Here is a 23,851-nt window from a genome sequence, read left to right as displayed (position 1 = left end):
TTACATTTTTTTGCTTAAAAACCCTTGAAGTTATCTGGGTACTACCCCATCTATCCGTGCAGAAACGATTTTAACTGCTCAGCAATGAGCAACCTTAAACACACGGCATTTAGATTGTCTGAATGTCGACAATTACATTCATTTGAATAGTGGAATTTTCAGGAGACTTGAAAATGGCAATTCGTCCTTTACACGACCGCGTAATCCTTAAGCGCGCAGAGCAAGAAAGCAAATCTGCAGGCGGTATCGTTCTGACTGGTTCTGCAGCAGAAAAATCTACACGCGGCGAAGTAATCGCAGTAGGTAACGGTCGCATTCTTGAGAACGGCGAAGTTAAAGCGCTAGACGTTAAAGTAGGCGACACCGTTATTTTCAACGACGGTTACGGCGTTAAAACAGAAAAGCTGGATGGTGAAGAAGTACTAATCCTAAGCGAAAGCGACATTCTAGCGATTGTTGAGTAATTACAACTAACGTTAAAACGAATTTTAGAGGAATTTAATCATGGCAGCTAAAGAAGTACGTTTTGGTGATGACGCTCGCAGCAAAATGCTAAAAGGCGTAAACACACTAGCTAACGCAGTTAAAGTAACACTAGGTCCAAAAGGCCGTAACGTTGTTCTAGACAAGTCTTTCGGTGCACCGACTATCACTAAAGATGGTGTGTCTGTAGCGAAAGAAATCGAGCTTGAAGACAAGTTCGAGAACATGGGCGCTCAAATGGTAAAAGAAGTAGCGTCTAAAGCGAACGACGAAGCGGGTGACGGTACAACTACTGCTACTGTACTTGCTCAAGCAATCGTTACTGAAGGTCTTAAGAGCGTTGCAGCGGGTATGAACCCAATGGATCTTAAGCGCGGTATCGACAAAGCAGTTGCGGCAGCAGTTGAAGAGCTTAAAGCTCTGTCTACTGACTGTGCAGACAGCAAGTCTATCGCTCAAGTAGGTACTATCTCTGCAAACTCTGATTCAGAAGTTGGCGACATCATTGCTCAGGCAATGGAAAAAGTAGGTAAAGAAGGTGTTATCACTGTAGAAGAAGGTCAGGCACTTCAAAACGAACTAGACGTTGTTGAAGGTATGCAGTTCGACCGCGGTTACCTTTCTCCATACTTCATCAACAACCAAGAAAACGGTACTGTTGAACTAGACAACCCGTTCATCCTATTGGTTGACAAGAAGATTTCTAACATCCGCGAACTACTTCCTACCCTTGAAGGCGTAGCGAAAGCGGGTAAGCCGCTAATGATCATCGCTGAAGATGTTGAAGGCGAAGCGCTTGCTACACTAGTAGTTAACAACATGCGCGGTATTGTTAAAGTTGCAGCGGTTAAAGCACCAGGTTTTGGTGACCGTCGTAAAGCAATGCTTCAAGACATCGCTATCCTAACTGGCGGTACAGTAATCTCTGAAGAGATTGGTCTAGACCTTGAAAAAGTGCAGCTTGAAGACCTAGGTACTGCTAAGCGCGTAGTTATCAACAAAGACAACACAACAGTTGTTGACGGTAACGGCGACCAAGAAGCGATTGAAGGCCGTTGTGCTCAAATCAAAGGTCAAATTGAAGACTCTACGTCAGACTACGACAAAGAGAAGCTTCAAGAGCGTCTAGCTAAGCTTTCAGGCGGTGTTGCAGTAATTAAAGTTGGTGCAGCAACTGAAGTTGAAATGAAAGAGAAGAAAGACCGCGTAGAAGATGCACTACACGCAACTCGCGCAGCGGTTGAAGAAGGTGTGGTACCTGGTGGTGGTGTAGCACTAGTTCGCGCAGCAGCTAAACTTGCTGACCTTACTGGCGACAACGACGACCAAACAGTAGGTATTAAGCTTGCACTACGTGCAATGGAAGCGCCTCTACGTCAAATCTCTATCAACTCAGGTGCAGAAGCATCAGTAGTAGTTAACGAAGTGAAGAACGGCGAAGGTAACTACGGTTACAACGCAGGTAACGACACTTACGGCGATATGCTAGAGATGGGTATTCTTGACCCAACTAAAGTAACGCGCTCTGCACTACAGTTCGCATCTTCAATTGCTTCACTAATGATCACAACTGAAGCAATGGTAGCTGAACTACCTAAAGAAGACGCACCAGCAATGCCTGATATGGGCGGCATGGGCGGAATGGGCGGCATGATGTAATAATCGCCCCGCTTTCTAGGCCCTTTTAAATCAAGGGCTTACAAGCCTTCTGAGACTAACTGTGGTACGTTTTGTATCACGGTTAGTTTCACACCAATTCCTTAATCTCCTTTTACAATATTCCATCAGCTCCTCATTAGCTACCCTTAAATTTCACTCTATAAAGTAAGCTCTGTAAGCGTCTCTACGATCTCGTAATGGGTCGGGTATGTCTATGGTCTGCTCACTCTCAAAGTCTTCTCACAGATCTTCTCAGGATCTTCTGTAGGGCACAGGGGGGAGAGGGCGAGGTAATGACCCTTAGTGAAGATTGCGTCGTTCCATGTTCTTAAATAAAAGCGTAGTTTACTTTTTGTTCATTTTTTAAATAGCCTCTACAAAACCCAAACCATAAGTTTTGGGGCGTATATTAACTGTATAAACTGGGACGTTTAGGTTTTTGCTACGGACGATTTCCTTTACAGTTTGAAGCAGAGCTTTGTTTTTGTGTCCAACAAATATCCTTTTTACTGCTGAAGTATCATAGTTTACTAAGCCATGTTTCGAGCCTAAGAATCTAAGTTCGTTTTCATAACTCCAGCCACTGTGCTTCGTACAGAAGGCATTAATCATTTCGAGTCCAGCTTTTCCATTGTCCTTTATGAAGTCCTCAATTACAGTTCTAGCGCATACGCGAGGTAAATGCTTGTTTGAATAACTTACGAGACGGGTACTAACATCAAGCTCATTGAGCGTTTGAATGCTATCTAACAAAGTTTGATAGTCAAACTCTACACAAAGCCCCCTCATTCCTTTCGCATAGTGGGACCACATCATCATACTTGTTAAAGGAGCTGGGAATAAGTCGTCTTCTTTTTGTATTGCTACAGACAAAACAAAGCGATTTTCCAAATGAAAGTTCTTGTAGTCCTCAAATGCTATTTCAGTCCATTCATTTACTATTTTCCTAACCTTCTCTATGCCTTCTTTTTGTCGAAGTCGCTCCGCTTTTTTTCTGCTGTCAGAAAGGCTTATGTTTTCTTCCTTTGCAAGTCCATTAGCATACAGCGTCATTCTTATTGAGTCTGAGACGTTCTTATAGCTGAAGTGCAGAAGACCTTCATAAGGGTCATTGAGGTCTGTAAACTTAGAGAAATAGACATTATCGTTCTTCAACGCTTCGATATGATAGTCCTCTCCTGACATGAACTTAAAGATACTACTCACATTTCACTCCCTTGACCGATAGGCTACATACACTACGATATAGGGCTTCTACTGTAAAATGTCACTTCGTTTACATGCCAAAAACTCAAGAACCTAATCTGACACTGTCACTAACCTATAATTGGAAGATATTGACACCTCATCGCTTAACTATAAAAATCTTTTACTTTGGTGGACGATTAGGAACATGCAAAAATGCAGTCTCCTAATCTCCGGAAATTTTCGGAGCAAGCTTAGAGTAATACATTATTGCATTTCTCGTTAAATCCACAGATTTGCGAAATAAGGCTTAGCGACTGAAAGCCATCAGCAGAGCCTGTGCGTTGTCTTCGTGTTTGGTCAAGATAAACGCTGCGAATGGCATGAAGATTGTTTTAGCGGTTTCCCTGAGATGCGCAGAGACACCCTACGGGGGAGTTGAGGCTCTATCATTGCTGAATAAGCCTCTCAGATTTTTGTAATCAACTATCTAGATGTAATTAAGCGCCGTGCTCTCTTGTTGTTTCTCATGAATACGGCAAAAGCTATGCTCAGTAAGGGGAGAGAGGTTGGCTCAGATACCGCCACATCAGCACTCTTTACGAGCATCGTAGAGCGAAACATAAGGCCTTCATTTCTGTAGTCTGTAGGGATGCACGCGGTATCATTTGGGTCACAGATGCGCTCGAACAAGCCTGCCGACTCAATGTGGCCTTCTAGGTAACTATCCATCATTTGATATGTTGCAAAGTGAGAAGATACTAAAAGGCCATCGTCCGCCTGATAGATACCAATGGAGCTGAACCAATTTACGCCAGTGTCAAAGTAAGTTCCCTGCTCTGTAGTTCCCATTACTTCAGCTAACTGATACCAGTGGTCTACAACAGCACTATCGATTGGCTCATATAGGTAGTAGCCACTATTTCCATTCATCGTCCAAGAGTAATTGCTTCGAATAGCTTCGTTCCACAATTGAACTACTTCACTTTGCGTAGGTAATCTCCATCCGTCCCATAGGCCCCCTTCCCGTGTCATCTCAATGACTTGATTAAAGGATTTATTCTGTGTCTGGCCCATGTCGAGCCAAGTGAGGTTTGATGTTGCATTCTTAAAGCCAGCATTGGTTCCATCGCTGAAAATATCTACTTCTATTAGCGAGCTCCAGGCGGGCCCTGTTACAAGTAAAGCTATAAACGTTAGTATTACTTTATTCATTCCATTGAACTCCTTTCTCTAAGTATCTCGAGATTAATACAAATGGTTATGGGTGTAAAAACTCGAGACTATTATCCACTGCCTCTTTTCGCTTCTTCAGCTCATGCCCCTTCGAGTAGTAACCATAAGACATCGTCTTGCCTCGCTCGTGACCAACAATCTGAGCAATTACATTCTCCTCGATACCTGCTCGCTCCATCGCTGTTATATACATGTGTCTAAATGATGAGTCTATTGGTAGTAACATGTTGTGTCTTGAAGTTCGAGAACGCTCGGTAACTGCCTTATTTCCAATTCCGATCACAAAGTCATCACCTTCTTTATTGCTAATTTGGGCTAACAACCTTTCACCTATTACGTCAGGTAAAGGTACAGTGCGCGTTGCTGCTTTCGTCTTGCCTATCTCGATGTTTATCGCAATGATTCCGTCATCGCCAACAAAATGCTTCTTCTTTAAGTTGCATGGCATCGCTGATGCGACAGTTCGAATAAATGTCTTCAAGCTACGCATATATTGATTTTTTCAAAAGTGGATTTATGTCTTTGCCACTTATTCTTCAGTGAAACTGCACTCGCTTTTTGAGTAGGTTCGATCAACTGAGTTTTTTAATATAAAGTAGAAAATAGTCGAATCGATAAATAGGGAAATGCGGCTAAATTATGAATTACTACTTTGCTTATCACTCAAATGAAAATAGTGAACCTTTTGATTTCAAGGGAGGCTACGGCTTTTCAGAAAGTACTAAAGTTGAAAAGGTAAACATAGGAGATGTTGTTTACGTCATTCAAAAATTAAAAGGCTGGAGTCACTTCGAGTTTTGCGGGAAATTTAAAATTGTAGGCAAATATGAAGACACTCTTAACTTCAAAAATCGTCCTTACAGGGTGAAATTAGAAGATCTATCAAAGTTAGATGAGGCGTTAGAAATAGATGAGAATGTTTGGAGCGACCTTTTACCTAAGAGCACGTATAAATATCAATGGAACAATTTTCAAAAGCATTTTTGTAAACAAGGCTCATCTCTCCAGCGCCAACTAGATAAAGAAGTTGTGAATGTATTAGAGAGTTTTCTACATGGAAGCGAACATGACACTATAACTAGTGATATAAGCTCAATTAATGATATTGACTTAAGCTCTACTGAAAAAGACATCCTTATCAAATCTAGATTAGGACAGGGTAAGTTCAAGTCGAATGTGAAAAGAGTTTGGGGAACATCCAGTTGTGTTGTCACATTATGTGATATTCAAGAGTTACTGATTGCTTCTCATATCAAGGCTTGGAGCGATTGTAGTAATAGTGAGGAGAGATTAGATGGGGCGAATGGACTACTTCTATGTGCTCATATCGATAAACTCTTTGATAATCATCTAATAACGTTCAAGCCGAAGTCGCAGGGTTATACTCTTACTGTGTCTACCAAACTAAATATAAGGGACTTGAAAGGTCTCGGCATACATGAAGGGGAAACTGTCGACTTTACTCATATGAGCTTTGAGAATAAGGCTAGGTTTTCAAACTATATGGAGCATCATAATAAGATATTCGACAGTAAAAATGTTATTTAAAAGCTTGAGTATTGATAGTTTTATTTTTGATCAAAGGGGACCCTATTAGAGGGTCACCAATTAGGTTGAATAACAGATTATATGGAGTTCCACCATTTGAAATCGACACCACTTTTATATTTTATACAGTCAATGTGGTCTATTATAATTAGTGGCATTATTCAGTCATCCCCCAAGCTTAACGCTTAAAAGAAAGGCGCTGCTCATAGAGCAGCGCCTTTTTTGTTTGTGCTAACTCTTTTGGGAGTTAGTTTAACGGAGGAATGTCATCGGCATTCTGGTTAATTTTACCTACGCCCGAGTAGTTGATAACTCGCTGCTTAACCACGTCGGCATCATCTAGTACGTAGTCGTAAGGCACTTCGTAGCTGGATGTTGGCGTGGCATCAGGTCCTGCTACAACGTCACCATCAGCTGGCGTTGTCCAGGTTACGCCTTCGCCAAACAGGTTGCCTGACGTGTTCCAGTATCCAATAACGTCTGAGTAGAAAGAAACAATTGGGTTTTGCGTGTTCTCAAACACATTGTTTTCTACCTGTAGCTCTGCACCAATTCTTGAATTGATTGCCGTAGAGGATATCTGATTGTAATAGTTGTTATACAAGTGACCGTGACCGTAGCGGAATAACGGTAAACGTGACTCGATATTCTCAAAGCGGTTGTGGTGGAAGGTAATTAAACGCTCGGTATTATCACTGTCTACATCATTCTCAGTGTGGCCGTGTAACGAGGCTTTCCAATGATCATGAAGGTAGTTGTAAGAGATAGTGATGTTTTTCGCGCCGCGTTTACTATCTACTAACCCGTCGTAGAAATCCTTGTCCACAGACAATGTGCTGTAAAGCTCATTGTGGTCAATCCAAATGTTGCTGGTGGTAGAGCCGTCGTTATCACCTTCAATAGAGATAGCGTCTTTACCATCAGTAAGCACGTGGTGGATTTTCAGGTTTTGAATAATCACGTTATTTGCACGTCGAATTAAGATGCCAATACCGTCAAATTCGCCCCTGTCTGCAACCCCGATAATTGACACATCGTTCATGTCTTTTATTTCAATCGGTGAGCCCGTACCGCCATTGTTTGCGTCGGTAATGGTGCCATCTACATAAACCGTTACTGGGGTGTTGCTGTTCGCTGCGCTATCTAGTGCCGCCTGCAGGTCTGCGCCGTTATCTACGGTTACTACCGTACCGCCAGCACCGCCGGTTAATGCATAGTTGTATTGCGCAAAACCGTACGCATCAAGCGTTGGAGCAGGTGCTACATTCGGTAAGTTAGGCTCGCTTGGCACCCAGCCTTCGCCGTTATTAAAGTGAGAGAATATTGCCGTTCTGCTGGTAAGTTCAGTCACTTCGCTGTCGGTAAGAATGTGGGCAAACTGACGGCTTGAAAGATCAAGCGGGTTACCCTGCATATCCATGCTGCCGTATTCACGCCATCCAGCTGCTGCGGTTGCAGGGCTAGGGTTTGGTGCAGGTTGGTCGCGTACTCCTTCGCCCGCCCAGCCGATAGTGGCAATGTGGGTGTCGAAACGGTTATTAATAAGCGTAATATTGTCGAAGTAGCTTGCGCTGCCGCCACTTCTTGCAATATACGTAGAGTCGTCGAGTACACCGTTACCAATAGGGCCTGGGCCATTGGTGAAGCTGCTGTTTAAGAAGATAAACCCTTTATAAGAAATATCAGGTACGCGAGCTTGTAGAATGTAGCCGCCCGCTGTGTCTTCGTTAGGGTTGCCATTTTTAGAGTCGCCAATGGTGCGAATTTCGCTGTTTTCAAACAGTGCGGTATTTACGTAACCCCAAATGAAATCAACGTTGCCGGCAATCAATGAGTTGTAGAACCAACTAAAGCCTTTTAACAGCAGCGTATCTTGTTCACTCACAAAGTTCATATCAACGGCAGTTAGACGACCTGAATCACTGTTAAAGTAAATCGTCTCAGCTTGGTTAGAGTAGTCGTTGCTTCTGATGTGTGAGTTTTTCAAAGTGAAGTTCGTTAGCGTCAGGTTATCTACGCCTTCCACTAAAAATACGCTTCTTCCGCCTGATGGCGTGCCCGCCGCAGGTGCTTCGCTCTTGCCACTACCGCTGTTAAAGCTTTCAAAGTTATCGTAGTACACCACGGTATTGTCTCGGCTCTCGCCTTGAAGCGTGACATTGTTGTTGCCGCGAAGGAACAGCATTTCCTGATACTCGCCGTCACGAATCGTAATGCGAGATGGCGTATCGCTGCTTACGTTTTGCATCACGTAATTAAGCGCACCTTGCACCGTGCGGAAATCCGCTTCGCCGTCATCATCTACGGTAACATTCGCGCCAGAAGGTGCAGCGGCTCTTGTTGCAAAGCGCCAGTTCGCACTCTTGCCAATACCACTAAAGCTTTCACCATTTAGCGTTGCGCCGGTTACCGCACCATCGCTAATGGCTACGTAATACGACTGACCATATTGAAGGGCGTTTGTATGAGGCTTAATCACCAATGTGTTGCCTACAACTGATGCTGGGCGGTAAGCCACTTTGCGCTGTCTGTCTTGGCCTTCAAAGCCAATAAAGTCTTCATCCGCTGCAATATTGATAACGTCTACCAGGGTGTCGTCTGTCGCATTGTAAATGCGCACTTCACCGCTACTTCCTAAGGTGGGTTCGCTGTCGAAGGTTAACGAGAGTAGGGTATCGGGATACGCATTGTTATTGCCCGAATAAGGTGTGGTATCCGGGAATAAGTCGCCATAGGTGGCGGTAGGCATTGTGAAGCCTTCGCCAACATTAACGGCAATGTGTTTGCTTAACGTAGGGTCAGAGCCAGAAGTAAAAGTTACCATTGCGCTGCCGGCAGCGCGAGGGGTAATGGTAACTTGTGGACCTTGCTGCTCTACGCTGACCACACTCGCATCACTGCTGGTTACGGTAAACGTGTCTTCAGTTATACCGTCGTTTTGTACTGCGGTAACGTAAACGAATAACGGATCGCTACTGGTGGTGGTCTCCCACTCTGTTTCTTTGAAATCCAGAGTAAGTTGAACAGGTTTAACAGCGGGGTCACCCACTTTTAAATCGTCCAGCTCGAACGAGCGGTTATTAGTGAAAAGGCCAATCAGTCCCGCTGCGCTATAGGTTGTGTCTTCTGCTGTACCCATGTTCTCGCCGTCTAAATAAACGGTGAGTTTCTCGTTTTCCATTTCAAAACGTACGCGGTACCACGTGCCGTCCGTACCGTCTTTTTCACCCAGTACAATAGGTGACTTAGCTTGGACAGGGCGAGAAATACTACCCTCGGTACTTACCGCTACTTCCACTTGTGTACTGCTTGACGAGTTTTGTACATTCAAACCTCCGCCGTACCAGTTTCCAGCGCTATCATAACGACCTAGAAGAAAGATCTGTTTGTTTCGCGTGGTGCTGTTTTGTCTTGGACGAATGCGCGCTTCAACAAAGTAATTTCCATTTTCTGGCAGGTTGCTTAGCGCCGACTCTTTAACCAAGAAAATCTTGCCACCTTCACCGCCAGCGGTGTAGCGCATCACTTTGTTGCCGTCATCTTCTACAACATCAAACGTGCCTTGTGGACCGTTTGAGCCTGCGTCGTCTGAAATAAGCGTGAAGTTATCTAAAGAGCCCGATGCAAAGTCGTCACAGAAGTAAAGCTGTGGTTCATTTTCACAGCTAAACTTGCTGTCATCTGGCGCTTCACCCACATACGATATAACAAAGTTATCGATAACCACTTTGCCGCCACTTTCAGTACGAAGCTGCAGGAACGAGGTGGGTGTACCAATAAATCCATCGATAGTTAGGCGTTGTCCTGGCACAAGGTTATTAACCAGCTCGCTGTAGAATTTAGAGTCGCCACCATGTATCGATTTGCTGCTACTGCTGGTGTTGTTATCTACATATATCTGGAAGTTGTTGTCGCCTTCACTGTCTTCAACCGCAATGATGTCCATACTAATGGTATATTCACGGCTTAAATCTAATATACCCGTCGTAGTAATGTCATCAGCGGTTGTGTCTGTATCTGGTGTACTGTTGCCCATGGTAAAGCGTGCACTGTCGATGGCTAGTTGGCCTTCGGAGATCACTAAACCTGAGCCGCCGCCCGTTACGCTATAAAACGGTGTCGCACCACCATCGGTCGACTTGTATTCAGGGCTGAAGAAGGTGTCAGCGTCTGTTTCAAACGTCTCCTCTAACAGGGTGTTTTCATCAATATATTCAATGCGAATATTGTCGATGACCACAATAGAGCCACTTTCCGTTCTAAATTGAAGGTACGAGTTAGGCGTTGCTATCTGTCCTTCTACTGTCATGGTGGTTCCCGGTACTAAATCGAGCACAGGCTCATTAAAGAAGCGGGAATCTGAACCTAGGTGTGAGTTGGCGCTGCCAGATGTATTGTTATCCACGTAAATCTGGAATTTGTTGTCGCCTTCGGAATCTTCAGCAGAAATGACATCAAAGATAACATTGTAAGGACGGCTCAAATCCAGTGCACCGGTTGATGATGTATCGTCAGACGAGCTTTGGGTATCAGGTTCAGTATTACCAAGGGTAAAGCGTCCGCCGTCAAGCTGAATACCAGTGTCAATTTGCGTTACCGAGCCACCGGTAATGGTAAACATGGCGACTTGCTCACCCGCTGCATTTTCAATCGCGGCAAAGTTTGTCGAGAAAATATCCTCGCTTTCGCCTGCAAAGGTATAGGAAAGCGGCAGCGGTACACTTGGAATAACTTCTGGCTCTTCAGGTTCGGTAGGCTCAGGCTCAACCGGAGGCACTGGGTCAACTGCGTCAGCTACCGTTTCAATTTTTAAGTTATCGATAGTGATAGTGGCACTCGAATCTGTGCGCAATTGGAAGAAACTATTGGTTACCGAGCTGTCGAGAATTTTCGCGTCAGGTGCACTAGGATCGCCGCCACCAATATCGTCACCTGGCTCATAGGTATAGGTAAATCGCGTGCCGGGTACCATTGTGCCGTCCGCTAACCCTTCGCTTACAAACTTAGAAGCAGCACCGTGTACAGAGTTATCTTGCCCTGTGGTGTTGTTATCTACATAAAGGCTAAATGTACCGCCGCCATTGTGAGAAATAACGTCGAAGCTGATGGTAAAACCTTCGCTAAGGTTATAAATACCCATGCCTACCGTATCTGATGCCGACGTATTGGCACCTGGGTTGGCTGCAGCATTACCTATGCTGAATCGATCGCCTTCAAGGGTAAGTTGACCTGTGGTGGCGTCGACTAGTGGGCTACCACCTGTTACATAATAAAGCGCGCCAGCATCTGGCTCTTCACTTAAACGCTTGTACGACGATGAGAAAAACGTATCGGTGTCGGTATCGAAATTCTCTTCAAGCGCCGCCTGGATAGAATTCGCTGCTTCCTCTAGCTTTGCCAGTTCAACATCTGCTTGTTCTTGGGTAAATGCAAACAGGTAGTTCTGTGGATCTTCGTTGGCAAGGCAATTTTCAACATGCAGCACTAGCGGCATAGACTGAGCGTTATCTGGGGATACCACGCACAGGCTGTATACTTCGTTAACCGTGTTGAAAGCACGGGAAATAAGATACTCAGTTTGCTCACCGTAGCTAAGGGCTATGACTTTTCGTCCAAAAGAGAATTCATAGCTACCCGTTGTGCTTTCCTCACCGTGCACTCTTACGAATGTACCTGACAAGTTCGTTTCGTCGTCTGGCGTAAAGGTGTAAGTGGCCTGAGATACACTTCTGCCTTCCAGTGTTGGTGCGTAAATGTCGCCTGTGAAGCGGGTTACATCAAAGGTGTTAGGGAACAGCGTACCTAATTCGGCTTCAAGGTAATTTACGAAATGGCTGATAGCCTGTGCTTTATCCACAAGCGTAGCACTGGCTCCGCCAGCAGAACCAAGCCACACCTCTACATCGGCTGCAAAATCTGCATCAGATTGATTAAAGAAATCTTCAATGGTTTGCCCTTCGTCGAGGGTTGCCACTGCCACATCGCCAGCACTGGCGCTTAGCGATATACCGTTACTTGGGTCGCCATCGGTATCAAGAGATTGTAAAAGTCGAAGCGTGTTTACGACCGACTGGTTAAAAGGGTTGTCAGTTGCGAACAGGTCAAGAGGAGAGATAACGCTTGATGCCGGTGTTTCTGGAAACGTCAGCTGACCTATGCTGAAAGCGAGCTGCTCGCCTCTGAAGTAAGAGTATTCACCCTGCGCATTAGTGGTACCGTTTTCCACAGAAGCAGAGGAATAATTGATTCCTTCAACGGGGCTATCAACAAATACGCCAGTAAGTGCTGGGTCGGGGGGGAGGGTTACATTGGTAGAGCTTTTCTCGCCACAGGCGGCAACGAGAATAACGCCGCCCATAAGGGCAGCAATTTTCGTGAGTTTCATGGTACTCAATCTCCATATTTTACTGGGCGTACTACCGCACTACATGTCCGCTCCAGCTTTATTATGTGGAAAAGGCCGGGTTTCCCCGGCGCAGACAATTAGTAGAACTTAATGTTTACACCCAGCTGGTAGCTGCGACCGTATTCTTCTTTTTGGTACAGAATGTTTCCGCCGCTTAACGCGTTACCTTGGAAGTAGCGAAGGTCAGACTCCTCGGTAAGGTTGATGGCGTCAAAGTACAATTGTGCGTACTCGGTAATGTCGTACTGAAGTTTAAAGTCTAAGCTTTTAACCGAATCTTGATATTGGTCGCCCCAAATCTTGCAGCCTTTCGGGTCGTTAAGATCGGCAGTAATTGGGCATGAGCCAATTTGTTCAAGAACTTCAGAACGCACGTTTCCAATTAAACGAGCAGAGAACGTTTCGCTCTCCCAACCAAATACAAGGTTGAAGGTGGTATCAGCTTGGTCGGGCAGTGCTACCTTGCCTTGACGAATACTGCTATCCAGCGTGGCTTCACTATCGAGGATGGTGGCATTACTTTGAATGAATAGACCATTTTCAAAGTACTGGTTGTAGCTAAGCTCTAACCCGATAACCGAGGCTTTGTTGCCGTTAACGGTAATGTTTATCTCGTTAAGATATAAATCTTGCGGAATAACAAACTCAGTCACCTGGTTTACCGGAAGCGTTAGCGGCAGGTCATTAAGCGCCATGCCAATTCCGTTTACATCTACGATAAAGTTGTCGATGTCTTTATAGAAAACTGCCGCTTCCATAAAGAGGTTTTCGCTTGGATACCAGCCAATTGACGCATCGTAGTTAATAGATGTCATTGCAACGAGGTTAGGGTTACCCACATCTAGTGCATTATCAGAACCCAACACATACTGGCTTAACTGTTGAAGCGATGCGCCACCTTGACTGTCATCACAATCGTCAGAACCCGGAGGACAAAGCTCAATATCGCTGTCAAACACAGCAAATGCACGGGCTTGTTTAAACGACGGGCGAGTAAAACTCGTCCATGCTGCGGCACGCACTAAGAAATTTTCACTCGGTTCCCATTTAATGTGTGCACTAGGGAAAAACTCACTGTACTTAATCGATGCTTCTGGAAGAGGGATAGCAATATCCAATGCACCAGCCCCTGCGCCATTAAACTCAAAGTCATCGTTTTCTAAAGACAAAAAGCCGGTAGAAGAGAACTCGGTTTGTGTCCAGCGAACGCCGGTTGTTAGTGTGGCATCTGCGCCTAATGGCAACTCTGCCATTGCGTATACAGCCTGCGTATCTTCGGTAATGCTGTAGTCGCCCTTAGTGCTTTCTATCGACACTTCGCCATTTGTGGCAGGCTCAACCGTTTGACGAGTGGCATCAACAATTTGGTCGACAACTGCGCGGCTTTCAAACGGCAGCTGGAATGCGCTATTTGAAGGTATTTGGGTGTCATAGTCGGCAAGGGTAGAATTCACTGCGGCAATACATGCATCGTCGCTACAGTCGCCGGCAGAAGGGTCGAAACTCCACCGGTCCTTGTCACGCACGTGATCGCGCTCGCTCACCTGCACACCAAATTTAATGGTGTTTAACCAGTCATTAAAAATGTCGGTTCGCAAGTTAAGGTTCACTGTCTTAATTTCATCAATTCGCGTTCCGCCTTCTAAAAACAGGTTATCGAATTGATAATTTGAAAGGTCAGAACCATCGCCACTACCCGACGTTCCAAAAATACTGTTTTCCGGGTCGTAGGTTAGACCTGCGATTTCAGCAGCTTCCTGTGGGCTTAAAATGCGGGCGTTAATGTTGTCGCGACCGCCTTGACCATAAACAATCAGGTCTCGTTCACGAAACTGAACGCGGCGGTCACCAGTGGAGTCTTCTTCAGAGCGAGATTGAGCGTATTCGTAGTCAAACACGAAGCGTTCAGCAATACGGTTTTCGCCCCCTAAGCTGAACGTTATGGTTTTGTTCTTACTTTCTTGTAGGAAATGCTGGTGGAATACGTCTATATCGCTAAGAATGAACTCTTTCGTAGCGCCGTTTACGTATACAATTTCATCGTTTCCGACAGAGCCTGCATCTTGAAAATCGTAAAATTCTCGCTGTGCGCGATCATCATCTTCAAACTGAGTGAACGTGCCTTTGGCATAATAGTAAGCGTCTGCAGAGGGCTTGTATTCAAGGTTTAGTGCTGCAGCTTGACGAGTTCTTCCTGCAATTTCGCGACGAACTTCTAACTGAGAAGGCGCAAGAATTTCGTCACCCTGGGCAATTTCTTCTTCTGTTTTACCCAAGTCGGCGGTGTAAAACTTCATTTCGTTGGTGCTGTGGTGGCGCGTTTCGTCTATCTGGGTTTTGCGGTCTTCGTGAGAGATGGCAAAGCCAATACCAAAGGTGTTGTCGAGGAAAAACTGGGTGCCGTCTAAGCTAAATTTCGGAGAGTGCTTTTCGCGCGCTTCTGAATATGCGTCTTGAACACGTATTTTTAATGTATTTTTGCCGCGATCGAAAGCTGAAATTGCTTTAACGTTGACCGTACCGCCAATGGAATTTAGGTTTTGGTCTGGGGTGAGTGTTTTCAGCACTTCAATGGTACCGAGAAGGTCAGCAGGAAGTGCGTCTAATCCCACTTTCCGTTCTTCGCCTGCACCAGACATTTGTGCGCCGTTCATATTTATGGATACGAAGCCGGGTCCTAAGCCCCGTACGGTGACAAACTTACCTTCGCCTTCAGAGCGCTGTAGCGTAACACCCGGCAGTCGTCGAAGGGACTCCGCCACGTTCTGATCAACAAAATTGCCTAAATCATCGGTAGAAATAACAGAGCTAAAGCCGCTTTTCATGCGTTCTAAGTCACGCGCTTTAAGGTCTGCCTGTTTAACACCCTTTACTTCAACTACTTCAATTTCGCTAGGGGTCTCATTTGTTTCAGTTTGCTCGGTATTTTCCTGAGCGGGTGCAGTTTGCGCCATGCTGGAAAACGCCGTGGACACGGCTAGAGCGAGGGCTGTCCATTGAAACACTTTCATGTTTTGAACTCCTAAATTCCAAAATCGACATAGCTGTAGTATTTGTATTTTGTTATGCCACCGGTGGCAGTATTGATCTTGTCAGAAGGGAATGCACTAATATTTAACGTTTATTTCACAAATTATTAATATATGAATATTTAGTGATCACAGTGTTGGGATTCCTGCGAGTACCCGCCATGAGTTTTCTTCATGAAAAGTAAGAGAGGGCGCGGGGTTGGCAGTAAAGTAGCTGCTGTAAATTGACCAGTCAACCACATCTAATTCACTATCAATTATCCCATTTTTGCTTGTGTACTGATTGCTTTGTATTTGCTTAAGTATGCGCGAGTCTACAGGGTCTAGATCTTTACCTGTGCGGGTGAGATTAGCACCTACGTCTTGGTTTTCAATCAAGCTTGTCCATGTTTGCTGTGCAGTAAGTTGCGCATCGCCTAATTTATCTATTTCATTCTGATGAAAAGGCGACGTTGAAAGAGAACGAGTGATTACGTCTTTTTCTTTCTTTGAACCGGTTTTGGCGCTCTTAACATCTATGCCTTTACTGTTGTCCTCAGACATGTCGCTATAGCCCTTCATCACGTTTTCAGCAACATAAAGTCGAGTGAGTGATTCCTTATCGTCCCATAATTGGAAAAACCATAGCTTTTTCGTAGCGGGGCCTGGGGCATAAATATTCCCAACCAGATTTGCGGTGCCGTTTTCGCCGCCATAAGCTGAGTTTTTTTGCCAGTTGGCAATAACGTTATTTTTGATATCAACGAATTCTTGCTGCTGTGGGTAAGGCGGGTTCAGTCGCCATCCGTTAATGCGCGGGTTTCTACTGGTATGATTGGCCAATATATTGCGCAAAAAGCTAGCATTACTGCCACCCCAAATGCCGCCATAGCCATGGCTACCTTTGTGATGGCCCGCGTTGTTTAAACTCTCTGATAGTATGCTGTATTGCAGTGTAAAGCGTTGGTTATTGTAGAAAGAGCCTACTTCGTCTTTTGACCAACTTAGCGAACAATGATCGATAATGACATCAGTGGTATTTCTAACGGTTACTGCATCGCCTTCTTCACTGTCTTTCCCCGGCCTAAAACGCATGTGACGAATAATAACCTGGTTAGCTTCAACGCTTGTTGATGCGCCAGAAATTACAATTCCGTGGGGAGATGTCTGTCCTGCAATGGTGACGTTGCCATGTTTTATTTCTAACTCCTTTTCTAGCGCGATTACGCCAGACACATTAAAGACAATCAGTCTGGGATAGTCTTGCGCAATAGCCCATCGCAATGTTCCCTCTTGTGGGCTTTTGGCATTATCAGACAAAGAGCTAACAACTAACACTTTTCCTTGGTTTCCACCTTGCGTGTATTTTCCGAATCCCAGCGCGCCTTCAAACGCCAATGATTGTGCGTGACAGTTAGACAAAGCGAGGAACGCGACGAAAGCGACAATCAGTTGAATTGGAATATGTTTCATTACTGCATGTCCTGCTCGTAAGGGTGGGTACCGGTGGTTGGAAGGCGGGCGATGTCTTTGAGTTTAGCGCTCCATGCTTGGAGTACCTTAACATCGTGGATCATACCCTCTAGTTCTACTGCTAAAATTGATACAAGCTCTCCATCTCGCATGAAGACTGGCACGGCAACAAGCGTTACGTTGCGTGGTGCGAAGTGGCTGACGGCATAGCCTCTGGTACAAGTTGTTGCTCGTAATTTCGCGGCTTGTTGTTCATCAAAGTTTGCGGGGTGTGTGCTGTCGTTCATGTTTTGATACTTGGGATGGTAGGCCAACATGACGTGACCCGCAGCAGATTCAAATAAGGGCAGTTTTGTCCCTGGCCTTATTGTTGTTATTTGCTTTTCTCTGGCATCTAAAACGTCAATAACAAACGCGCAGTAGTCGCCTAATGTACAGATAATTGCGCTAGCGTTGGTTGTAGCTATAAGTTTCGAAAGCGCAGGTGCAGTGATTCTCTGAACGTATCTGCTGCGCGAGTTAGCGGCGCTAATTTCGTAAATGCGTGTGCCATAGAAGTATTTTGTACCACGCTTTTCGACTACCCGTTCGCTGGTTAATGTTCTCAGTAACCTAAATACTGATGTGCGGGGAAGTTTAAGCGCTGACTCAATTTCAGAGGCACTTAACCCCGAGCGAGACTCGGCGATGGCTTGACATAGCTGCAGCGCCTGCATAACACTGGGAATAACATACCTTTCCATCTTTTTGCGGTCCCGAAATCAAGATAATACTGCTCGATATTAACACGAATTAAACAAAATGCTACCGGTGGCATTTTAAATTATTGATGATTTTTAAATCAATTACATTGAGAAAAGAGAGAAAACTGTCGTGCAACTCATCGCATCTATAAGAAGGTTAACGCTTTATCAACCGCGTCCGGTAAGCGGTTTAATTTTGTATATTTAAAACAAAAAATTAACATGTGTAGGTGCTGCCGAGGTGCAAGTTGAAGACTCAGCGAGCGAAAAAGTGAATGAATGCGTGACATCTATGCTAAGGGCGACGATAAATCTGTGGAAGCAGAGTTTTACCTTTTAAATGTTAATAAAATAGTCATTTGTGTCTGGTGCTTTAATTACTAGGTCTTTTTAGCCCGTCGATAGGTGGCTTGTACTTGTCCTTATTTGAGATTACTCTGCCACGCCTGCTTTCTCATTCTCATTTGAAGCAGCGTTAAACTTAGAGCACTGTTCTTGTAAGGCATTACATTCTATATGGCACCACGTTCTTTCGTTTTTTTAGACGAACTGAATTCTTCGATTAGACCCGCAATAAACTACACCAGTGGTGTAGGCGCTATGCTGTGGTTGGCTAATCTGGTGTTACTGCTGAACATTGCGCTAGTTATCAGTGGTACCTTGGCTGACTCGGCAGAATTTGTCAGTGCGTTTAATGAAAGTTTGGTTGTAGAGCCTTTTTTCATTGCACTGGCCAATCACACGCTTTCGCAATTTATTGTTCCCACTATTGCATTAGTGTTAGTTGGTCTCTTGGTTAAAGCCACGGCTATAGCAAAGGCGCAAATAACAAAACAGCGCCGACCTATTCCTTACCTTTGCCCTACATTCCCCCAGCCTTTTGTTCAGACGGTTGGCAGTAGAGCGCCCCCACTTTTTAGTTAAACGTCTCCGATTTGATTATCTAACGCCGAAAGCGTTGCGCAGTATGTGTGACAAAGCTTTACCGGTGTGTTTTTCGATGCTGTAACGCTGCCATTCTCTATTAAGCGGCCCAGTCATCGCCGTTTAACTTGTGGGTTATAGGAACTTGTTTTGTCTATTCGTAACCTTTTTACTTTAATTGTTGCTGGTGCAGGGCTGACGTTGGCCGGTTGCAGCGGTGGCGTGCTTGACCCTAAAGGGCAAGTGGGTATGGATGAAAAGAATCTGATTATTCTTTGCACCATCCTAATGCTGATTGTTGTTGTTCCCGTTATTTTTCTTACGCTTTACTTTGCGTGGAAGTATCGCGCTAGTCGCGATTTCGAAATTTATACCCCTAAATGGGCACATTCGACCAAAATAGAAGCGGTGGTGTGGTCCATTCCAATTCTCATTGTCGTGTCGTTGAGTGTGATCACCTGGCGCTCTACTCACGCACTCGACCCTTATGCACCGCTAGAAGGTCAAGGAGAGCATCTTACTGTCGAAGTAGTCTCGCTCAACTGGAAGTGGCTGTTTATTTATCCTGAACAAGGTATCGCAACGGTCAATGAATTGGTGTTTCCAGCCAATAAACCTGTTGCGTTTAAGATTACTTCTGAAAGCACCATGAATTCGTTTTTTATTCCTCAGCTAGGAAGCCAGATTTATTCCATGGCGGGAATGGAAACCAAGCTTCATCTTATTGCCGACGAGCCAGGTACGTACAAAGGCATTTCTTCAAATTACAGCGGTGCGGGATTCACTGGAATGAAGTTTAACGCTATTGCCACACCTACCGAGGATGACTTCGAGGCGTGGGTTGCCAGCGTTAAGCAGTCGCAAACATCGTTAACGTCAGGTGCCTACGAGCAGCTTGCTGAGCCAAGCGAAAACAATCCGGTGACCTATTTCAGCAAAGTCGATGACGGTTTATTTCATAACATTGTTATGAAATACATGAAAGATCACGGCTCTATGGATTTCTACAACAAGCCGGAAAATGCCGCCATGGGCGAACATCACGCCATGCCTGAAATGCAACACAGCCATCACCAAGAGGATGCACAATAACCATGTCTTTATTAGGTAAATTATCTATTGAGGCCGTGCCCTATCACGAGCCGATTATTATGGTGACACTTGCTGTTGTGGCAGTGGTGGGTGTGGTCATAGCCATGCTTATCACCAAGCACAAACAGTGGGGAACCCTATGGTTTGATTGGATAACGTCTGTCGACCACAAACGTCTTGGTATTATGTACATTGTGTTGGCTATGATCATGCTGCTGCGTGGCTTCGCCGACGCCATTATGATGCGTACTCAGCTTGCAATGGCAACCAATGGTGCGCCCGGGTATCTACCGCCAGAGCACTACGACCAAATCTTCACAGCCCATGGCGTTATCATGATTATCTTCATGGCGATGCCGTTCATGATTGGGTTGATGAATATCATTTTGCCACTACAAATTGGTGCTCGCGATGTGGCGTTTCCATTTTTAAATAACTTAAGTTTTTGGCTGACCGCAGGTGGCGCAATTCTAGTAAATGTGTCTTTGGGGTTAGGTGAATTCGCAAAAACAGGGTGGGTTGCTTATCCGCCGCTAGCCGGGTTGGAGTTTAGTCCCGGGGTTGGCGTCGACTATTACATATGGGCCCTGCAGATATCCGGGCTCGGTACGCTGCTAACCGCCGTAAACTTCTTAGTTACCGTGTTTAAAATGCGTGCGCCCGGCATGAAGTTAATGCAAATGCCTATTTTCACATGGACCTGTACGTGGGCAAACATTCTGATTGCTGCTTCGTTCCCAATTCTGACGGCTGTGTTAGCCATGCTAACCCTAGACCGTTATATGGATTTCCACTTCTTCACGAATGAAGCCGGCGGTAACTCTATGATGTATATCAACCTGTTCTGGGCGTGGGGACACCCTGAGGTTTATATTCTGGTACTGCCTGCATTCGGTATTTTTTCAGAAGTTATATCTACGTTTACCGCTAAGCGCCTGTTTGGCTACAAGTCGATGGTGTATGCGTCGGGTGCCATTGCCATTCTTGGTTTTATTGTTTGGCTGCACCACTTCTTTACCATGGGGTCGAGCGCCAATGTGAATGCCTTCTTCGGCATTATGACCATGGTTATTGCCGTGCCCACGGGCGTGAAACTGTTTAACTGGCTATTCACCATGTATCGCGGTCGCTTAATATTGAGTGTGCCTGTACTGTGGACGTTAGGCTTTATGGTGACCTTCACCATTGGCGGCATGACAGGGGTGTTACTTGCTATTCCAGGTGCTGACTACGTACTTCATAATAGCTTGTTTCTCATTGCGCACTTTCACAACACCATTATTGGTGGTGCGGTATTTGGCTATCTGGCTGGCTTTGCTTTTTGGTTCCCGAAAGCAATGGGCTTTAAGCTTGACGAAAAAACCGGAAAAGCAGCCTTTTGGTGCTGGCAAATTGGTTTCCTTTTGGCGTTCATGCCCCTATATGTGCTTGGCTTTTTGGGTATGACACGCCGCTTAAATCACACCGACAATCCTGACTGGAATATCTGGTTATACATTGCTGCATTTGGTGCGTTTGTTATAGCAATTGGTATTTTCTTCCAGCTACTTCAGCTGTTTGTAAGCTTCAAAAACAAAGAGAAGCTTAACGATACAACGGGCGATCCGTGGAATGGTCACACGCTAGAGTGGTCAACGGCGTCACCGCCTCAATTTTACAATTTTGCCAAGATTCCTCACATCAAAGACATTGATGCATGGACGGATATGAAGGAGCGCGGCGAGTCGTATCAACGCCCTGAAAAATACACACCTATTCATATGCCAAAAAATACTTCAGCCGGAGTTTTCATGAGCATGAGCTTTACCCTAATGGGCTTTGCGCTTATCTGGCATATTTGGTGGCTTGCTGTTGTCGGTTTAGTGGCAGGAATAGGAGTATTTATTAAGCGTTGCTATACCTCGGATGTTGATTACTACGTGCAGGTAGATGAGGTTGAACGAGTTGAAGCTACGCACTTAAGTGCCAATACAGTGGGAGGTCGCTCATGAGTACTATTGCAACATCAAGCGCCGCATCAATGCCGCATGAACACGCACACGAAGAACATCATGAAAACAACACCGTGTTTGGTTTCTGGTTGTATTTAATGACCGACTGTTTGTTGTTTGCTTCTTTCTTTGCCACCTATGCCGTGCTGTTTATGAATACGGCGGGCGGTGTGTCTGGCAAAGATATTTTCGAGCTCAACTTTGTTGCAGTTGAAACAGCCGCTCTGCTTTTAAGCAGCATTACCTTTGGCTTTGCCATGATATGTGCTCACCGACAAAACAAGTCAGGCGCCCTTGCTTGGCTGGCAGTGACATGGGCACTGGGTGCGTGTTTTATTGGTATGGAAGTGTACGAATTTCACCACCTTATTGAGCATGGCAACGGGCCGCAGCAAAGTGCGTTTCTAACGGCGTTTTTCTCGTTAGTGGGACTGCACGGACTGCACGTTACAGCGGGCCTTATTTGGATGACAATCATGTTTATTGAAGTAACCCGCCGAGGTTTAGGTGAGCAAACCGTTACTCGACTTAGTTGCTTAAGTCTGTTTTGGCACTTCCTCGATATCGTATGGATATGTGTATTTACCGTAGTGTATTTAATGGGGGCAATGTAATGGCGTTACACGATGCAAAATTAGCTTCAAATACGGACGGTCACGCTTCATCGACCCACAATAGTGATGACGCACATGGCGATGTGAAGTCTTATATTATTGGCTTCATTCTATCTGTGGTACTTACCGCTATTCCGTTCACTCTAGTGATGAATGGCGACCTATCTAAAGTTACCACGATTTGGAGCGTGGTAACCTTGGGCTTGGTTCAAATTTGGGTGCACCTTAAATACTTTTTGCACCTTAACTTTGTTACCGAAGAAGGCAGAGCCAATACGTTTTCATTCTTATTCAGTGCGCTTATTATTTTCATGGTGGTTGGGTTATCCGTTTGGATCATCTACGAATCAAACGCCATGATGATGTATTAGCAAATCTCTGTATATGCGTGGTCAAGCCTGACGATCATGTCAGGCTTTTCAATGTGATTACTTCATCGCGGTCAGTACGATAAGCCCTCATGTTTTGCCCTTCTATTGGGGCAACCTATTTGGGGGGCAACATTGGGACTTCTCAGTACACCTTGATACGCGTCTAAATGGGCGCGTTTTAAATTTGGATTTTACCCATGACCTCTACTTATAAACGTTACCTGTCAGTCACCAAGCCCGGCATTATTATGGGCAATGCTATTTCGGTAACGGGCGGTTTCTTGCTCGCGTCCCGTGGCGATATAGATTATTGGCTATTGCTCGCAACGCTCATCGGTTTATCGCTGGTGGTGGCTTCAGGTTGTGTCATTAATAACTGCATTGACCGAGATATCGACGGCAAAATGCAGCGCACGGCTAGCCGAGTTACGGTAACAGGCGAGTTGCCATTACTTACTGCGATGTTGCATGGTGCTGTGCTAGGCATTTCGGGGTTCGGCTTGTTAGCAGCTTACACCAACCTTACCGCGGTATTTTTTGCCGCTTTTGGCTACGTCATTTATGTGGGTGTTTACAGCCTGTATATGAAGCGAAATTCTGTGTATGGCACCTTCGTTGGCAGTTTGTCGGGGGCCGTTCCGCCCGTAGTCGGTTATTGCGCCGCGAGCGGTCAGTTTGATATGGCTGCGGCTATTTTGCTGGGTATGTTCAGCATTTGGCAAATGCCCCATTCTTATGCCATCGCTATCTTTAGATATAACGACTATAAGGCGGCTGGCATTCCGGTATTGCCTGTATCGCAAGGTATCGCGAAAGCAAAACGCCATATTGTTCTTCATATTGCGTTATTTGCTTTAGTGGTAATGCTGCTTCCACTTAGCGGCTATACGGGTATTGGCTTTTTGACAGTCGCTTTTGCAACAAGCCTTTGGTGGTTATTGATGGCACTGCGCGGATACAGACCAGACATCAACGTAGAAGGCTGGGCAAAACGTGTTTTTGGTTTCTCCATTGTGAATATAACGCTGTTATCCGTCGCTATGTCACTGGACTATCATACGTCAGTAACGAGTCTGTTTGCGCTCTCGTTCTAATTGACGTGTTTCGACTCACTCGAC

General features: G+C 45.3%; 16 protein-coding genes. 9 read left to right on the top strand and 7 right to left on the bottom strand.

All coding sequences use genetic code 11. The features are described from left to right. The first annotated feature begins 173 nt into the window (after positions 1-173). Both MHM87_RS03005 and groL read left to right on the top strand, forming a co-directional pair. Positions 174-464 carry a co-chaperone GroES gene (locus tag MHM87_RS03005; RefSeq protein ID WP_012520088.1) on the top strand — a complete coding sequence of 97 codons (291 nt, stop codon included), beginning with the start codon at positions 174-176 and terminating at the stop codon, positions 462-464. A gap of 40 nt (positions 465-504) precedes the next feature. Then, entirely contained in the window at positions 505-2,142 is a 1,638-nt protein-coding gene (gene groL, locus MHM87_RS03000; RefSeq protein WP_014951270.1) for a chaperonin GroEL, read from the top strand. Positions 2,143-2,505: 363 nt separating this feature from the next. On the opposite strand, the gene MHM87_RS19950 is transcribed toward groL, so the two are convergent. The 3 genes from MHM87_RS19950 to MHM87_RS02985 form a co-directional block, all read right to left on the bottom strand. Beyond that, a complete protein-coding gene (locus MHM87_RS19950) occupies positions 2,506-3,348 on the bottom strand; it encodes a DUF2971 domain-containing protein (protein ID WP_239257739.1) in 843 nt (280 codons plus the stop codon). 465 nt (positions 3,349-3,813) lie between these two features. Beyond that, positions 3,814-4,542 (bottom strand): hypothetical protein, encoded by a 729-nt coding sequence (locus tag MHM87_RS02990; protein ID WP_239257738.1) that lies wholly within the window; start codon positions 4,540-4,542, stop codon positions 3,814-3,816. 46 nt (positions 4,543-4,588) lie between these two features. Continuing rightward, positions 4,589-5,011 (bottom strand): tyrosine-type recombinase/integrase, encoded by a 423-nt coding sequence (locus MHM87_RS02985; RefSeq protein WP_239257737.1) that lies wholly within the window; start codon positions 5,009-5,011, stop codon positions 4,589-4,591. Positions 5,012-5,202: 191 nt separating this feature from the next. Here MHM87_RS02985 and MHM87_RS02980 point away from each other — a divergent pair, with 191 nt between their 5' ends. Continuing rightward, complete coding sequence (locus MHM87_RS02980) at positions 5,203-6,111, top strand: HNH endonuclease signature motif containing protein (RefSeq protein WP_239257736.1); 909 nt, start codon at positions 5,203-5,205, stop codon at positions 6,109-6,111. A 247-nt stretch (positions 6,112-6,358) separates the two neighbouring features. On the opposite strand, the gene MHM87_RS02975 is transcribed toward MHM87_RS02980, so the two are convergent. From MHM87_RS02975 to MHM87_RS02960, 4 genes are all read right to left on the bottom strand, one after another. Continuing rightward, entirely contained in the window at positions 6,359-12,496 is a 6,138-nt protein-coding gene (locus MHM87_RS02975) for a pectinesterase family protein (RefSeq protein ID WP_239257735.1), read from the bottom strand. 98 nt (positions 12,497-12,594) lie between these two features. Next, a complete protein-coding gene (locus MHM87_RS02970) occupies positions 12,595-15,528 on the bottom strand; it encodes a TonB-dependent receptor (protein WP_239257734.1) in 2,934 nt (977 codons plus the stop codon). A 147-nt stretch (positions 15,529-15,675) separates the two neighbouring features. Next, a complete protein-coding gene (locus tag MHM87_RS02965) occupies positions 15,676-16,998 on the bottom strand; it encodes a pectate lyase C (protein ID WP_239257733.1) in 1,323 nt (440 codons plus the stop codon). Next, complete coding sequence (locus tag MHM87_RS02960; RefSeq protein ID WP_239257732.1) at positions 16,998-17,741, bottom strand: helix-turn-helix domain-containing protein; 744 nt, start codon at positions 17,739-17,741, stop codon at positions 16,998-17,000. The genes MHM87_RS02965 and MHM87_RS02960 overlap by 1 nt, the downstream gene beginning before the upstream one ends. A 516-nt stretch (positions 17,742-18,257) precedes the next feature. Here MHM87_RS02960 and MHM87_RS02955 point away from each other — a divergent pair. The 6 genes from MHM87_RS02955 (at position 18,258) to cyoE (ending at position 23,827) form a co-directional block, all read left to right on the top strand. After that, the gene (locus MHM87_RS02955) at positions 18,258-18,665 is read left to right on the top strand and encodes a hypothetical protein (RefSeq protein ID WP_014951265.1); all 408 of its coding nucleotides are present in this window, start codon (positions 18,258-18,260) and stop codon (positions 18,663-18,665) included. A 150-nt stretch (positions 18,666-18,815) separates the two neighbouring features. Beyond that, positions 18,816-19,757: a ubiquinol oxidase subunit II gene (gene cyoA, locus MHM87_RS02950; protein ID WP_014951264.1), complete on the top strand. Its 942-nt coding sequence runs from the start codon at positions 18,816-18,818 to the stop codon at positions 19,755-19,757. Between the two features lie 2 nt (positions 19,758-19,759). Next, positions 19,760-21,748: a cytochrome o ubiquinol oxidase subunit I gene (cyoB, locus tag MHM87_RS02945; RefSeq protein WP_014980664.1), complete on the top strand. Its 1,989-nt coding sequence runs from the start codon at positions 19,760-19,762 to the stop codon at positions 21,746-21,748. Next, positions 21,745-22,362, top strand: a complete 618-nt coding sequence (gene cyoC / locus MHM87_RS02940; RefSeq protein ID WP_014977735.1) for a cytochrome o ubiquinol oxidase subunit III — start codon at positions 21,745-21,747, stop codon at positions 22,360-22,362. Before cyoB ends, cyoC begins: the two co-directional genes overlap by 4 nt. Further along, the gene (gene cyoD / locus MHM87_RS02935; protein ID WP_012520077.1) at positions 22,362-22,733 is read left to right on the top strand and encodes a cytochrome o ubiquinol oxidase subunit IV; all 372 of its coding nucleotides are present in this window, start codon (positions 22,362-22,364) and stop codon (positions 22,731-22,733) included. Before cyoC ends, cyoD begins: the two co-directional genes overlap by 1 nt. A 197-nt stretch (positions 22,734-22,930) precedes the next feature. Further along, positions 22,931-23,827 carry a heme o synthase gene (gene cyoE / locus MHM87_RS02930; protein WP_239257731.1) on the top strand — a complete coding sequence of 299 codons (897 nt, stop codon included), beginning with the start codon at positions 22,931-22,933 and terminating at the stop codon, positions 23,825-23,827. Positions 23,828-23,851: the final 24 nt, after the last annotated feature.

This window comes from Alteromonas sp. Cnat3-28 (genome assembly GCF_022348265.1).
GTDB lineage: Bacteria > Pseudomonadota > Gammaproteobacteria > Enterobacterales > Alteromonadaceae > Alteromonas > Alteromonas macleodii.
Note: the sequence above shows the minus strand (reverse complement) of the source record. Positions and strands in the feature narration are given on the sequence as shown.

What these genes read in the sequence shown, in the direction of transcription:
- MHM87_RS03005 (WP_012520088.1), top strand. Translation starts at nt 174, where the DNA reads ATGGCAATTCGTCCTTTACACGACCGCGTAATCCTTAAGCGCGCAGAG.
- groL (WP_014951270.1), top strand. Translation starts at nt 505, where the DNA reads ATGGCAGCTAAAGAAGTACGTTTTGGTGATGACGCTCGCAGCAAAATG.
- MHM87_RS02990 (WP_239257738.1), bottom strand. Translation starts at nt 4,542, where the DNA reads ATGAATAAAGTAATACTAACGTTTATAGCTTTACTTGTAACAGGGCCC.
- MHM87_RS02985 (WP_239257737.1), bottom strand. Translation starts at nt 5,011, where the DNA reads ATGCCATGCAACTTAAAGAAGAAGCATTTTGTTGGCGATGACGGAATC.
- MHM87_RS02980 (WP_239257736.1), top strand. Translation starts at nt 5,203, where the DNA reads ATGAATTACTACTTTGCTTATCACTCAAATGAAAATAGTGAACCTTTT.
- MHM87_RS02975 (WP_239257735.1), bottom strand. Translation starts at nt 12,496, where the DNA reads ATGAAACTCACGAAAATTGCTGCCCTTATGGGCGGCGTTATTCTCGTT.
- MHM87_RS02970 (WP_239257734.1), bottom strand. Translation starts at nt 15,528, where the DNA reads ATGAAAGTGTTTCAATGGACAGCCCTCGCTCTAGCCGTGTCCACGGCG.
- MHM87_RS02965 (WP_239257733.1), bottom strand. Translation starts at nt 16,998, where the DNA reads ATGAAACATATTCCAATTCAACTGATTGTCGCTTTCGTCGCGTTCCTC.
- MHM87_RS02960 (WP_239257732.1), bottom strand. Translation starts at nt 17,741, where the DNA reads ATGGAAAGGTATGTTATTCCCAGTGTTATGCAGGCGCTGCAGCTATGT.
- MHM87_RS02955 (WP_014951265.1), top strand. Translation starts at nt 18,258, where the DNA reads ATGGCACCACGTTCTTTCGTTTTTTTAGACGAACTGAATTCTTCGATT.
- cyoB (WP_014980664.1), top strand. Translation starts at nt 19,760, where the DNA reads ATGTCTTTATTAGGTAAATTATCTATTGAGGCCGTGCCCTATCACGAG.
- cyoC (WP_014977735.1), top strand. Translation starts at nt 21,745, where the DNA reads ATGAGTACTATTGCAACATCAAGCGCCGCATCAATGCCGCATGAACAC.
- cyoD (WP_012520077.1), top strand. Translation starts at nt 22,362, where the DNA reads ATGGCGTTACACGATGCAAAATTAGCTTCAAATACGGACGGTCACGCT.
- cyoE (WP_239257731.1), top strand. Translation starts at nt 22,931, where the DNA reads ATGACCTCTACTTATAAACGTTACCTGTCAGTCACCAAGCCCGGCATT.